The 12,448-nt window shown below is 60.8% G+C and carries 12 protein-coding genes; 2 read left to right on the top strand and 10 right to left on the bottom strand.

Features of this window, described 5'->3' with window-relative positions:
* Window positions 1-69: 69 nt before the first annotated feature.
* Window positions 70-336: a DUF1652 domain-containing protein gene (locus M2497_RS17260; RefSeq protein ID WP_248481876.1), complete on the top strand. Its 267-nt coding sequence runs from the start codon at window positions 70-72 to the stop codon at window positions 334-336.
* Window positions 337-390: 54 nt separating this feature from the next.
* On the opposite strand, the gene M2497_RS17255 is transcribed toward M2497_RS17260, so the two are convergent.
* From M2497_RS17255 to M2497_RS17210, 10 genes are all read right to left on the bottom strand, one after another.
* Window positions 391-660: a DUF2790 domain-containing protein gene (locus tag M2497_RS17255; protein WP_071492597.1), complete on the bottom strand. Its 270-nt coding sequence runs from the start codon at window positions 658-660 to the stop codon at window positions 391-393.
* Window positions 661-744: 84 nt separating this feature from the next.
* The gene (locus M2497_RS17250; protein ID WP_248481874.1) at window positions 745-1,683 is read right to left on the bottom strand and encodes a carbohydrate kinase; all 939 of its coding nucleotides are present in this window, start codon (window positions 1,681-1,683) and stop codon (window positions 745-747) included.
* Window positions 1,684-1,695: 12 nt separating this feature from the next.
* Window positions 1,696-3,177 (bottom strand): xylulokinase, encoded by a 1,482-nt coding sequence (gene xylB, locus M2497_RS17245; RefSeq protein ID WP_248481872.1) that lies wholly within the window; start codon window positions 3,175-3,177, stop codon window positions 1,696-1,698.
* 139 nt (window positions 3,178-3,316) lie between these two features.
* Window positions 3,317-4,798 (bottom strand): mannitol dehydrogenase family protein, encoded by a 1,482-nt coding sequence (locus tag M2497_RS17240; protein WP_248481870.1) that lies wholly within the window; start codon window positions 4,796-4,798, stop codon window positions 3,317-3,319.
* Window positions 4,799-4,816: 18 nt separating this feature from the next.
* Window positions 4,817-5,920 carry a sn-glycerol-3-phosphate ABC transporter ATP-binding protein UgpC gene (gene ugpC / locus M2497_RS17235; RefSeq protein WP_248481869.1) on the bottom strand — a complete coding sequence of 368 codons (1,104 nt, stop codon included), beginning with the start codon at window positions 5,918-5,920 and terminating at the stop codon, window positions 4,817-4,819.
* Window positions 5,921-5,942: 22 nt separating this feature from the next.
* The gene (locus M2497_RS17230) at window positions 5,943-6,773 is read right to left on the bottom strand and encodes a carbohydrate ABC transporter permease (RefSeq protein WP_003173672.1); all 831 of its coding nucleotides are present in this window, start codon (window positions 6,771-6,773) and stop codon (window positions 5,943-5,945) included.
* Between the two features lie 10 nt (window positions 6,774-6,783).
* Window positions 6,784-7,674, bottom strand: a complete 891-nt coding sequence (locus tag M2497_RS17225; protein WP_248481868.1) for a sugar ABC transporter permease — start codon at window positions 7,672-7,674, stop codon at window positions 6,784-6,786.
* A gap of 167 nt (window positions 7,675-7,841) precedes the next feature.
* Window positions 7,842-9,152: a sugar ABC transporter substrate-binding protein gene (locus M2497_RS17220; RefSeq protein ID WP_248481867.1), complete on the bottom strand. Its 1,311-nt coding sequence runs from the start codon at window positions 9,150-9,152 to the stop codon at window positions 7,842-7,844.
* 179 nt (window positions 9,153-9,331) lie between these two features.
* A complete protein-coding gene (locus M2497_RS17215; protein WP_248481866.1) occupies window positions 9,332-10,237 on the bottom strand; it encodes an AraC family transcriptional regulator in 906 nt (301 codons plus the stop codon).
* Between the two features lie 72 nt (window positions 10,238-10,309).
* The gene (locus M2497_RS17210) at window positions 10,310-11,599 is read right to left on the bottom strand and encodes a glycosyltransferase (protein WP_248481865.1); all 1,290 of its coding nucleotides are present in this window, start codon (window positions 11,597-11,599) and stop codon (window positions 10,310-10,312) included.
* Window positions 11,600-11,757: 158 nt separating this feature from the next.
* Between M2497_RS17210 and tpx the strand changes: the two genes are divergently transcribed.
* Window positions 11,758-12,258: a thiol peroxidase gene (gene tpx / locus M2497_RS17205; protein ID WP_248481864.1), complete on the top strand. Its 501-nt coding sequence runs from the start codon at window positions 11,758-11,760 to the stop codon at window positions 12,256-12,258.
* The last annotated feature ends 190 nt before the right edge of the window (window positions 12,259-12,448 follow it).

Genomic DNA, 12,448 nt, shown 5'->3' with positions numbered 1-12,448 from the left:
ACGCAGCGGGCGAGCGCCCGTGGGTTTAATAACAATCTGTTGGCAGTCTCAAAAAAGGAGAGGTTGACCATGCTTTCGGAATTAGAACTTCGCAGCATTATTGAAGGAAGTTTCCTGCCCAAACGGTGCGAATGCACCAAAGCCGAAGATGCTTCGCTGACGATCAAGGTCTACGACGACCATGACCGTGACCGGGTGGATTTGGAAGTCAAAGGCATCAACGCCGATAAACTCGACAGCAGTCGGGCCATTTGCAACTTGATCACCGGGTTACGTGAAGATCTCAAGCACGCCCATACCCCTATCCTGCAACGTGCAGGAGGACGGGCTTACTGAATACTTGAATGTTGAACCGTGGGCCTGGTGATTGCCAGGCCCAGCGCTGTCCAGTCAGTTCTGGAAGTCGCAGGCGTCGGACATCTTCCGATAGCTCACGTCTTCGACTTTGCCGGCCTTGTCCAAGAACTTGATATCCGCCTTGATGACTTTGCATTCATCGGTCGGGGTTTCGTTCATGGCCAGGACCTTGTCGATGTTCATCGGCAGGCCGTAGTGGTAGGGCACGGGTTTGACAGTGGCGACTTGATCGTCGGCCTGGGCCAGGCCTGACACGGCTGCCAGCGCCAGGCTGGCGCCGAGCATTAAGGTGCGCAGTTTCATGGTGTTGCTCCGCAAGTGGGTACCACTTCACTGTCGACTTGCGGGATTAACCATCGATTAATGTTGAGTTGGCTGACAAAATCTTCATCCAAGCTGCTGGCGGTAGGGCAGGTCCGGGCCGGTCTTGGTGCAGGTCAGCGCCGCGGCGCGGATCGCAAAGCCGAGCATGGCGTCGATCTGTGCACGGGTCAGCCGTTGCAGGCCGTCCACCGAATCCAGCTGCTGCTCGGTCAGCCAGGCGATCAGCGCGGCCTGGAAGGTATCGCCGGCACCCACCGTATCGGCCATCACCACCTTGACCGCCGGCGCAGACCAATTGCCGTGCTGGCGGCTGAACACACTCGCGCCGTCACCGCCACGGGTGAGGAACACCAATTGGCAACGGTGTTGCAACCAGCCCTGCAGCACGCTTTCCGGCGATTGGTCGGGGTAGAGCAGGTGCAGGTCCTCGTCGCTGACCTTGATCAGGTCGGCATGCTTGACCAGCTCGGCCACGCGCTCGCGCCACAGCTGGATATCCGGCTGCGGGTTGAGACGCACGTTGGGGTCGAGGCTGATCAGGCGCTTGCCGCTTTCGCGCTTGACCAGGTTCAGCAGCGTGTCGCCGATCGGTTGCACTACCAGCGAGAACGAACCGATGTGCAGGCCGCGAATATCATCGCCCAGGGCAGGTAGATGGGCGATTTCCAGCAGCCGGTCGGCGCAGCCTTCGCCACGGAAGTTGTACTGCGGTGAACCATCGGCGCCCACGGCGACCATCGACAGGGTGGTCGGTGCGGCGAACTCCACCAGGAACTGCTCGCTCACGCCTTCATCCTTGAGCACCTGCAATAAGCGGCGGCCAAGGAAGTCGGTGGACAAGCCGCCGAACAACCCGGCCTCGATACCCAGGCGGCGCAGGCCTACCGCCACGTTGAACGGCGAACCGCCGGCAATCGCCTTGTAGTTGACCTTGGAGGCCTGCCCGCTGGCATCTTCCTCGCTGAAGAAATCAAACAGCGCTTCACCACACACCAGATACATAGTCGTTCGCTCTTAAAGGGTTGCCACGAGTTGTTGATAGCGCTCGTAAGCCTGCTGGTAGGCGCCCACGCTGGCCGCCACCGGCAGGGTCCGGCTGGCGGGGTCGACGCTTACGCATTTGTCGCAAAGGCTGGCCAGCGCTTCGCCGGACTGGCACCACGCCGCCTGGATCGCCGCGCCCAGGGCGGCGGCTTCGCTTTGTTCGGTGCAGATCACTTCGGTGTTCATGATGTCGGCGACCATCTGGCGCCATACCGGGCTTTTCGAACCGCCGCCGATCAAGCGGATGCTCTGGCTTTGCAGGCCGGTCTCGCGCAGCAGGTCGAGGCCGTAGCGCAGGCCGAAGGTGGTGCCCTCGACCACGGCGCGGCACAGGTTGGCGCGGGTCAGGTTGGTCATGGTCAGGCCGTGCAGGCTGCCGGTGGCGTGGGGCAGGGCGGGTACGCGTTCACCGTTGAGGAACGGCAGCATGCTTACACCGTCGGCGCCAATTGGAGATTGCTCGACCAGGGCGTTGAACGCGGCCAGGTCGAGGTCGAACAGCTCGCGGACCACCCCGGTGGCATTGGTCAGGTTCATGGTGCAGATCAAAGGCAACCAGCCGCCGCTGGATGAGCAGAAGGTAGCGACCGAAGCCTGCGGGCTGACGTTGGGTTGGTCGGCAAACGCATACACGGTGCCCGAGGAACCCAGGCTCATGGTGATCACGCCGGGTGCGATATTACCAGTGCCGATGGCGCCCATCATGTTATCGCCGCCGCCGCTGGACACGATGGCATTGGGGTTGATGCCCAGGCGTTCGGCGATGGCCGGCAGGATCGTGCCCACGCGTTGATTCGCCTCGATCAACGCCGGCAGCGCCGCTTCAAGACGGCCGCTGGGATCGATGTGCTTGAGCAGGTCCACATCCCATTCACGGCTGCGCACATTGAAGTAGCCGGTGCCCGACGCATCGCCATACTCGGCGACGGCACGGCCGGTGAGCCAGTAGTTGAGGTAGTCGTGGGGCAGCAGGATGTGTGCGATGCGCGCAAACAGGTCCGGGTGCTGTTCGCGGGTCCACAGCAGTTTCGATACGGTATAGCCCGGCGCAATCGCCACGCCGAGGCGTTCCAGCGAGCCGTTCTCGCCGCCCAGGTAGGCCAGCAGGCGCTCGTTTTCGGGCGTGGTTTCGGTGTCGCACCACAACTTGGCCGGGCGCAACACCTCACCGTGTTCATCCAGCAGCACCAAGCCATGTTGCTGCCCGGACACGCCGATACCGAGGATGTCCTGGCCGTCCACACCGGCCTGTTGCAGGGCGCGGTGGGTGGCTTCGGTGAAAGCGTCCAGCCATTCCTGGGTGTGCTGTTCGCGGCGGCCGTTGGCGCCGCTGATCAGGGTGTGCGCCGCAGCGCCGAGGCCGAGTACCTTGCCGCTGGAGGCGTCGAGGACGATGGCCTTGGTGCCTTGGGTGCCGCAGTCGATGCCGAGAAACAGGTTTTGCTGGGTCATGAGGGTGTGCTCAGCAGTTTATTGTTCGAGTTGGCAATGCATTCCAATGTGGGAGGGGGCTTGCCCCCGATAGCGCTGGGTCAGCTAAAGATGCATCAACTGACACTCCCTCATCGGGGGCAAGCCCCCTCCCACATGTTTAGGTCGGTTTCTTCAGGAGTTGCTGCAGTGTTTTGGTCACGCCGTTATCGCGCAAGCTCACATAACACCGCTCGAACGCTGCCACAAACTCAGCCGACTTGGGAATAGCCGTGCCAAAAATCTCCTCCACCCCCAGCAGGCGCTTGCTGATCAATGCATCCTCACTCACCAGCCCCTGGCAGAACTCGGCGCGCGGATCCGGGATCTTGTAGCTCACGCCATTCTCATCCACGCCCTTGAGGTAAAGCGCCCAAGCGGCCACCACCAGCGCCGCACGCTCGGTCTCGCGCCCATCGGCAATCAAGCGATTGATGGTCGGTACGGTGAACTTGGGAAACTTCGACGAGCCATCGGAACACACGCGTTCCAATTGATCGGCAATCGCCTGGTTGGAGAAGCGGTCGACCAATGTCTGCTTGTATTGCGTCAGGTCGATGCCCGGCACCGGCGCCAGGTTCGGCGTGACGTCCAGGTCCATGTAGGCGCGCATGTAGGCCACGAACAGCGGGTCATTCATGGTCTCGTGCACAAACCGATAACCCTTGAGAAACCCCAGGTAGGTCAACGCCAGGTGGCTGCCGTTGAGCAGGCCGATCTTCATCTCTTCATAGGGCGTAACGTCATCGGTGAACTGCACGCCGACCTTTTCCCAGGCCGGGCGACCGTTGACGAATTTGTCTTCCAGCACCCACTGCACAAAGGGTTCGCACACCACCGGCCAGGCATCGTCGATGCCGTGCTCGTCGTGCAATTGCAGGCGGTGGGCGGTGCTGGTCATCGGCGTGATGCGGTCGACCATGGCGTTGGGAAAGCTCACATTGGCCTTGATCCAGTCGTGCAACTCGGCGTTGTGCAGGGCGGCGAAGGCCAGCAGCGCCTTGCGCGTCACGGCGCCGTTGTGCGGCAGGTTATCGCAGGACATCACGGTAAACGCCGGGGTGCCGGCGGCGCGGCGCTGGGTCAACGCGGCGCAGATAAAGCCGAACACGGTTTTCGGTGCGCTCGGGTGCGCCAGGTCGTGCTGGATCTGCGGCAAGTGGGCCATGAACTCGCCGTTGCTGTCGTCGATGCAGTAGCCGCCCTCAGTGATGGTCAGCGACACGATGCGGATGGCCGGGTCGGCCAGTTTGTCGATCAGCGCCTGGGCGCCGTCTTCGGCCAGCAGCATGTCGCTGATCGAGCCGATCACCCGCACTTCGGTGTCGTCGGTATCGCCCAGTTCGTACAGGGTGAACAGGTAGTCCTGGCCAGCCAGGTCGTCGCGGGCCTTGCGGTCCTCGGCGCGTAGGCCGACGCCGCAGATGCTCCAGTCCAACCCTTCGCCGGTGTTCATCAGCGCATCGGTGTAATACGCCTGGTGCGCACGGTGGAAACCGCCGACGCCGATATGGGCGATGCCCTGGGTGGTGCTGGCAATCGCATAGCTGGGCAGCTTCACTTGCGATGCCAGCTGGGTGAGGTTGTGTTTATTCAGTTTCATCAGCTCAATCTCGCGAAATCAGGCGGCAGCGCGCAGTGGGCGGGCCACGGCCACGCCATCGGTGTCGAACAGATGGCAGTGCGCCGGGTCCAGGTGCAGGTGCAGCGTCTCGCCGTACTGGCTGGCCATGTCGCCTCGGATCCGCATGGTCAGCGGCTCGCCATTGGCGGTGATGACATGGCAGAAGGTGTCGCTGCCCAGGCGCTCGCCGACGTCGGCGGTGACGGTCAGCGTGGTTTGGCCGGGCGCGGCGATTTCCAGGTGCTCCGGGCGAATGCCCAGGGTCACTGCGCTGCCGACGCTCAGGGTGGCGCTGCTCAACGGCAGGCTGATGCTGGTGCCGGCCTCCAGTTGCACTTCGCAGCCCTGGCCTTCGACGCGGGTGACCTTGCCTTTGAGGAAGCCCATCTTCGGCGTGCCAAGAAAGCCGGCCACGAACAGGTTGGCGGGCTGGTGGTACAGCTCCAGCGGCGAGCCGACCTGCTCGATACGGCCACTGTTCAGCACCACCACTTTGTCGGCCAGGGTCATGGCTTCGACCTGGTCATGGGTCACGTAGATCATGGTCGCCTGCAGCTCTTTATGCAGGCGCGCCAGCTCCAGGCGCATCTGCACGCGCAGCGCGGCGTCGAGGTTGGACAGCGGTTCGTCGAACAGGAAGATCTTCGGGTTACGCACAATCGCCCGGCCGATGGCCACACGCTGGCGTTGGCCGCCGGACAGTTGCTTGGGCTTGCGCTCCAGCAGCGGGCCCAGTTCCAGGATGCGTGCCGCTTCGCTGACTTTGCTTTCCACCAGCTTCTTGTCGACCCCGGCCAGGTCCAGGGCGAACGACATGTTCTTGCGCACGCTCATGTGCGGGTACAGCGCATAGGTCTGGAACACCATCGCCAGGTCGCGCTTGGCCGGGGTCACTTCGGTGATGTCGCGCCCGTCCAGTTCGATGGTGCCTTCGCTGACTTCTTCGAGGCCGGCGATCAGGCGCAGCAGGGTGGATTTACCACAGCCCGACGGGCCGACGAACACCACGAATTCTTTGTCGTTCACTTCCAGGTCGATGCCCTTGATGATGGAAAAGCCTTCGAAGCCTTTTTGCAGATTCTTGATTTTCAGGTTGGCCATGATGGGCCTCCGCTAGGAATTATTATTTAACGGCGCCGAAGGACAGGCCGCGCACCAGCTGTTTCTGGCTGATCCAGCCAAAGATCAGTATCGGCGCGCAGGCCAGGGTCGACACGGCGGACAATTTGGCCCAGAACAGCCCTTCGGGGCTGGAGTACGAAGCGATCAGCGCGGTCAACGGCGCAGCGGCGGACGAGGTCAGGTTCAGCGACCAGAACGCTTCGTTCCAGCACAGGATCAGCGACAGCAACACGGTGGAGGCCAGGCCCCCCTTGGCAATCGGCAACAGTACGCGGACCATTTCCTGCCACAGGGTCGCGCCATCCAGGCGCGCGGCTTCGAGGATGTCCTTGGGGATGTCCTTGAAGTAGGTGTAAACCATCCAGACCACGATCGGCAGGTTGATCAGGGTGTATATGATGATCAGCGCGATGCGTGTATCCAGCAGGCCAAAACTCTTGGCCAGCAGGTAGATCGGCATCAGCACGCCCACTGGCGGCAGCATCTTGGTCGACAGCATCCACAGCAGCGTGCCCTTGGTGCGCTGGGTTTCGTAGAACGCCATGGAGTAGGCGGCCGGCACCGAGATCAACAGGCACAAGGCGGTGGCGCTGAAGGAAATCAGCACCGAGTTCCACGCATAACTGAAGTAGTTGCTGCGCTCGTTGATGTGCAGGTAGTTCTCCAGCGTCGGCGTGAAGATGAACTGCGGCGGCGTGGCGAACGCGTCGATTTCGGTCTTGAAGCTGGTCAGCACCATCCAGAAGATCGGGAAGAAGATCAGGATCGCGATGGCCCAGGCCAGGGTGCCGAGCAACAGGCTTTGCAGGCGGCGGGATTGTTGAAGCGTCATGGCGCGGCCCTCAAGGCTTGTCAGTCAGGTTTTTGCCGATCATCCGCACCAGGATGATCGCCGCGATATTGGCGATGACCACGGCAATCAAGCCGCCAGCCGAGGCCATGCCCACGTCGAACTGCACCAGCGCCTGGTTGTAGATCAGGTAGGCGAGGTTGGTCGAGGCGTAGCCGGGGCCGCCGTTGGTGGTGGTGAAGATTTCGGCGAACACCGAGAGCAGGAAAATCGTTTCGATCATCACCACCACGGCAATCGGCCGGGCCAGGTGAGGCAGGGTCAGGTGCCAGAAGATCGCGATGGCGCCGGCACCGTCCAGGCGTGCGGCTTCCTTTTGTTCCTGGTCGAGGGACTGCATGGCGGTCATCAGCAACAGGATTGCAAAGGGCAGCCATTGCCACGACACGATGATGATGATCGACAGCAACGGGTAGTGCGCCAGCCAGTCCACCGGCTCGGCACCGAACAGCTTCCACACGGCGGCAAGAATCCCCGACACCGGGTGGAAAATCAGGTTCTTCCAGATCAGCGCACCGACGGTGGGCATGATGAAGAACGGCGAGATCAACAACACCCGCACCAGGCCACGGCCGAAGAACTCACTGGCCTCCAGCAGGGCACTGATCAACACACCGAACACCACGCTGATCAGCAGCACGCTGCCCACCAGCAACAGGGTATTGGTAGCACCGGGCAGGAAGCCCGAGTCGGTCACGAAATACGTGAAGTTCTCCAGCCCGACAAACTGGTTTTCACCGGGGTAGAGCAGGTTGTAGCGGATCAGCGAAAAGTACAGGGTCATGCCCAGCGGCACGATCATCCACAGCAGCAGCAAGGCCACCGAGGGGCTGACGAGGAACCAGCCGGGGTTGGTCAGGCGGTTTTTGGCGGGTGTATTCATTAGGGTCAAGACCAGTCAGATACGAATCGGAGCGCGGTCAATGTGGGAGGGGCGGTGCGACGATTCGACTTGCCCCCGATAGCGGTGTGTCAGTCACACATTCATCAACTGTTGGATTGCTATCGGGGGCAAGCCCCCTCCCACATTTGACTGTGGGTGGGCCTGGGTTATTTGGGGTAGCCCGCCCGCTTCATTTCACGCTCGGTGGTGGTCTGTGCGGCGGTTAAGGCTTGGTCCACCGTCTGCTGACCGGTCAGCGCGCCCGAGAAGAACTTGCCGACCTGGGTGCCGATCGCCTGGAATTCAGGGATAGTCACCAACTGGATACCGATATACGGCACCGGCTTGAGCGTCGGCTTGGTCGGGTCGGCGACTTTCAGCGATTCCAGCGTCACCTTGGCAAACGGTGCGGCTTTCATGTACTCGTCGCTGTAGGTCGACTTGCGCGTGCCTGGTGGTACGTTGGCAACGCCATCGGTCTTGGCAACCAAAGCGCCATATTCCTTGGAGGTGGCCCAGCTGGTGAACACCTTGGCGGCGTCCTTGGCCTTGGAACTGGTTGGAATGGCCAGGCTCCAGGAGTACAACCACGACGTACCTTTGTCGGTCTTCTCATGAGGGGCAAAGGTGAAGCCGACATGGTCAGCCACTTTGCTCTGGGTCTTGTCGGTGACGAACGAGCCGGCCACGCTGGCATCCACCCAGATCGCGCACTTGCCGCTGTTGAACAGCGCCAGGTTTTCATTGAAACCGTTGCTGGAAGCGCCCGGCGGGCCGGATTTCTTCATGTTGTCGACGTAGAAGTTCAGCGCATCCTTCCATTCAGGGCCGTTGAACTCCGGTTGCCATTTCTCATCGAACCACCGCGCGCCGTAGCCGTTGGCCAGGGTGGTGATCAGCGCCATGTTTTCACCCCAACCGGCTTTGCCGCGCAGGCACAGGCCGTATTGCTCTTTGGTCTTGTCGGTGAGTTTGCTGGCGAATTCGCCGATCTGGGTCCAGGTCGGGTGGTCGGGCATGGTCAGCCCGGCGTCCTTGAACAGGTCGGTGCGGTAATAGGTGATCGAGCTTTCGGCGTAGAACGGCAGGGCATACAGCGAGCCTTTCACGGACAAACCGTCACGCACTGAAGGGAATACATCGTCGAGGTCGTAGGACGCCGGCAGATCCTTCATCGGCTCCAGCCAACCCTTGGCGCCCCACAGTGCAGCTTCGTACATGCCGATGGTCAATACATCGAACTGCCCACCCTGGGTGGCGATGTCGGTGGTCAGGCGTTGACGCAGTACGTTCTCTTCGAGCACCACCCAGTTCAGCTTGATCTCCGGATGCTCGGCCTCGAAGGTTTTCGAGAGCTTTTGCATACGGATCATGTCGCTGTTGTTGACGGTGGCAATGGTCAGGGTCTGCGCGCCAAGGCTGACGGCGCTGATAGTCAAGCAGGTAGAGGCAAGCAGAACTTTTGCTGTGAATTTCATCGCGCACTCCGTTTCCGCGCCCAGGGGGCTACAGAAGGACAGTTATTGTTGTTGTGTCTTCCCACGAGCTGTCAGGAAGAGTGTGCGTTGATTACAGCCTCGAAATGGGGTTGTGACAAATCCTTGGGCGCACTGGCACTGATACTTTTTTGCACTCGGGCTCAAGCCGGCTGAAACTATTAAGCCAGGTTCTGTTCGGTGAGCCGCTGCACCGCCAGGCGCCGGTAGTGGGAAGGGGTCATGCCTTTAAGCTGCTGGAAGCGTCGGTTGAAGTTGGAAATATTGTTGAAGCCCGACTCGAAACACACATCCGTCACGGCTTTATCCCCATCGGCCAACAACTCGCAGGATTTGCTGATACGCAAACGATTGACGAATTCGATGAACGTACGCCCGGTAGCCTGTTTGAACACGCGTGAGAAGTAAGTCGGCTTCATCCCCAGGTATTCCGCCACTTCCTCAAGCGGCAACTCGCGCGCGTAGTGCGCAAAAATGTAATCCACTGCACGGTTGGTGCGGTCGATGCTGTGTTCATCGGCCAGTTGCGGCGTGGTCACACCGGACAGCAGTTGGTAGTCCTCGCAGGCGCTCAATACTTCCAGCAGGATAAAGAAGTGCCCCAGGCGCGCCATGCCCTGGGCGTCCTCGATGCGTTGCATCAGGGTCATGGCCTGGGCGATGGTCTTTTTGCAGCGAAACTCGATGCCGTACTGCGCGCGTTCCAGCAGTGGTGCCAGGCTTTTGAGTTCGGCGAAGATGTGGCTGCCGTGCTCGAACAGTTCATCGGTGAAATTCACCAGCATGTCGCGCTTGGGCACCACCTCGTCTTCGTCCACCTGGCTGATCCAGTTGTGGGGCAGGTTGGGGCCGGTGAGAAACAGGCTTTCCGGGTAGAAGTTGCCGATATAGTCGCCGATAAACACCTTGCCGGAGCTGGCGACGATCAGGTGCAGCTCGTATTCCTTGTGGAAGTGCCAGCGCACCAGCGGGCAAGGGAAACCGTGTTGGCGATAGATGATGGACAGGCCGTTGTGGTCGTCCATCAGTTCGTAGGAAGGGTCGGTGATGCGCGCTGCTCGGGTCATGCTGCCGTCGCTTTATTGTGGTTGCTGCGTAGGATAATGCCCCCTTGCGCACGACCTCGCCAGCGTCGATGTTTATACGTTGCGGTTTTTTGCCTCGATCCACTGCGACATGTACTGGGTACTTTTATGGGCGTGGTGGCGCAGCATGCTGCCAGTGAAGTTATCGCGTCGATGGGCCGCGAGGTGTTGACGGCACTGCTCCAGGCAGGCCACCAGCGCCGGGCCGTGGATGTCCTGGTCATACCGCCGGGCCAGCAGTTGGCGACCGTCTTCCTGGGCCTGGGTCCAGCGTTCACGGTCTTGATACAACGCCACCGCCGCCGCCGCGAGGGCAGGTGCGCTCTGTTCTATTGCGCCAGGCCATGGCTGTTCATCCCCCATGGCCTCGGCGCCGATTGGCGTGGTGACGTTTGGCGTGCCGCAGAGCATTGCATCTGCCAGCTTGCCCTTGATCCCGGCGCCGAACCGCAACGGTGCCAGGCAGATGCGCGCCGCCGTCATCACTTGCAAGGCGTCTTCGGCCCAGTTCATCACATGAAACCCTTGTGCCGGGTTATGCAAGGCCGTGGCTTTGGGCGGGGTGTAGGCGCCATAAATGTGCAGTTGCGCTCCCGGGAGTTGCTGGCGGATCAGCGGCCACAGGCTGTTTTTCATCCAGAGCACCGCATCCCAGTTGGGGGCGTGGCGGAAGTTGCCGATGCTGAGGAAATGCGCGCGGTCTTCAAATGGCGCGAAGGGCTCGGTCGGCCGCTCCAGCATCAGCGGGCACCAGTGGAGCAGGGCGGGCGGCACCTTGAAGTGCTCGGTCAGCAGGCGGATTTCCACGTCGGAGATCATCAGGCTGATGTCGCAGCGGTAAATCGCCGCGATTTCCCGTTTGGCCAGGTCGGTCTCGGCCATTAGTCGGAACTCTTCCGGCAGTGCCGGGCAGAACAACGCGCTGAAGTCCTCGGTGTCGGGATGCGCCTTCAGGTGATCCTTGACGCGTTGGTGACGGGCATCGCGCAAGCTTTGCAGGTCGGAGGTTTCCAGGACACGCAGGGCGCCTGGGCAGCATTTTTCGACGCGCCAGCCGAACTGCTCCTCCATCATGAAACGGTCGAACAGCACGATATCCGGGGCCAACTCGCGAATAAAATCATCGAAACTGCGGTTATTGAGTTCGATGGCGCATTCGGCGATGCCCAGTGCAGGCAAATCGGCCTTGTGCTCGCCGATGGTCGCGGGGCTGCTGAAGGTTATGTCCCAGCCTTGTGTAAGAAAGCTCTGAAGAATCTGCATCATGTGCCCGCCTGCGGCCGAGGAACACGGCTCCGGCCAGACATAACCAATGACCAGGACTTTGGTGGCAGGCTGATTCATCAACAACAGGTTCCTTGAAGGGCAGGGCGATCGGCGCGCAATTAAACCATAACCGGCGGCATGACAATTTATGTCTGGCGGTAGGTAGCCATCGCACTTTGTGGTTAACTTCCGCCTCTCGAATTCGTTTCATCAAACCCAGCATAAGGATTCTGTTCATGGCTCAAGTCACCCTTCGTGGTAATCCTGTCCAGGTTGAAGGCGAACTGCCGAAAACCGGCTCCACCGCTCCCGAGTTCAGCCTGGTTGCTACCGACCTGTCGCAAGCGACCCTGGAAACCTTCGCCGGCAAGCGCAAGGTGCTGAACATCTTCCCAAGCGTTGACACCCCGACCTGCGCGACCTCGGTACGCAAGTTCAACGCCCAGGCCAACGACCTGAGCAACACGGTCGTGCTGTGCATTTCCTCTGACCTGCCGTTTGCCCAGAAGCGTTTCTGCGGCACCGAAGGCCTGGACAATGTGCTGAGCCTGTCGGACTTCCGCAACGCCGACTTCGCTGTCGACTACGGCGTTTCCCTCGCCGACGGCCCACTGCAGGGCCTGACTGCCCGCGCCGTGGTGGTACTGGACGAGAACAACAACGTGCTGCACAGCGAACTGGTTGCGGAAATCGGCCAGGAGCCGAACTACGAAGCAGCCCTGGCTGTTTTGAAGTAACTGTTTCGGTACGTTACTGTCGTTTTGCAGTAACACGCTTGATGCATGATTGCGGCCTGGCCTAGTCCAGGCCGTTTTTATTTGTGCCTCAACTGCTTAGCGAAATAGCGGGCAGACTAAGATCAGCAGTTAAAAGTTGTAAGCCCAAGGTAAATAGCCGGTAAAGGCGCTTTTCTAAATGCGCCCCAGT

It is taken from the genome of Pseudomonas sp. CYM-20-01 (genome assembly GCF_023169845.1).
Classification (GTDB): domain Bacteria; phylum Pseudomonadota; class Gammaproteobacteria; order Pseudomonadales; family Pseudomonadaceae; genus Aquipseudomonas; species Aquipseudomonas azotoformans.
The sequence above is the reverse complement of the archived record's forward strand: the minus strand, read 5'-3'. Positions and strand labels throughout refer to the sequence as shown.

Coding starts and splice junctions, on each gene's coding strand:
- M2497_RS17260 (WP_248481876.1), top strand. CDS start 70: ATGCTTTCGGAATTAGAACTTCGCAGCATTATTGAAGGAAGTTTCCTG.
- M2497_RS17255 (WP_071492597.1), bottom strand. CDS start 660: ATGAAACTGCGCACCTTAATGCTCGGCGCCAGCCTGGCGCTGGCAGCC.
- M2497_RS17250 (WP_248481874.1), bottom strand. CDS start 1,683: ATGTATCTGGTGTGTGGTGAAGCGCTGTTTGATTTCTTCAGCGAGGAA.
- xylB (WP_248481872.1), bottom strand. CDS start 3,177: ATGACCCAGCAAAACCTGTTTCTCGGCATCGACTGCGGCACCCAAGGC.
- M2497_RS17240 (WP_248481870.1), bottom strand. CDS start 4,798: ATGAAACTGAATAAACACAACCTCACCCAGCTGGCATCGCAAGTGAAG.
- ugpC (WP_248481869.1), bottom strand. CDS start 5,920: ATGGCCAACCTGAAAATCAAGAATCTGCAAAAAGGCTTCGAAGGCTTT.
- M2497_RS17230 (WP_003173672.1), bottom strand. CDS start 6,773: ATGACGCTTCAACAATCCCGCCGCCTGCAAAGCCTGTTGCTCGGCACC.
- M2497_RS17225 (WP_248481868.1), bottom strand. CDS start 7,674: ATGAATACACCCGCCAAAAACCGCCTGACCAACCCCGGCTGGTTCCTC.
- M2497_RS17220 (WP_248481867.1), bottom strand. CDS start 9,152: ATGAAATTCACAGCAAAAGTTCTGCTTGCCTCTACCTGCTTGACTATC.
- M2497_RS17215 (WP_248481866.1), bottom strand. CDS start 10,237: ATGACCCGAGCAGCGCGCATCACCGACCCTTCCTACGAACTGATGGAC.
- M2497_RS17210 (WP_248481865.1), bottom strand. CDS start 11,599: ATGAATCAGCCTGCCACCAAAGTCCTGGTCATTGGTTATGTCTGGCCG.
- tpx (WP_248481864.1), top strand. CDS start 11,758: ATGGCTCAAGTCACCCTTCGTGGTAATCCTGTCCAGGTTGAAGGCGAA.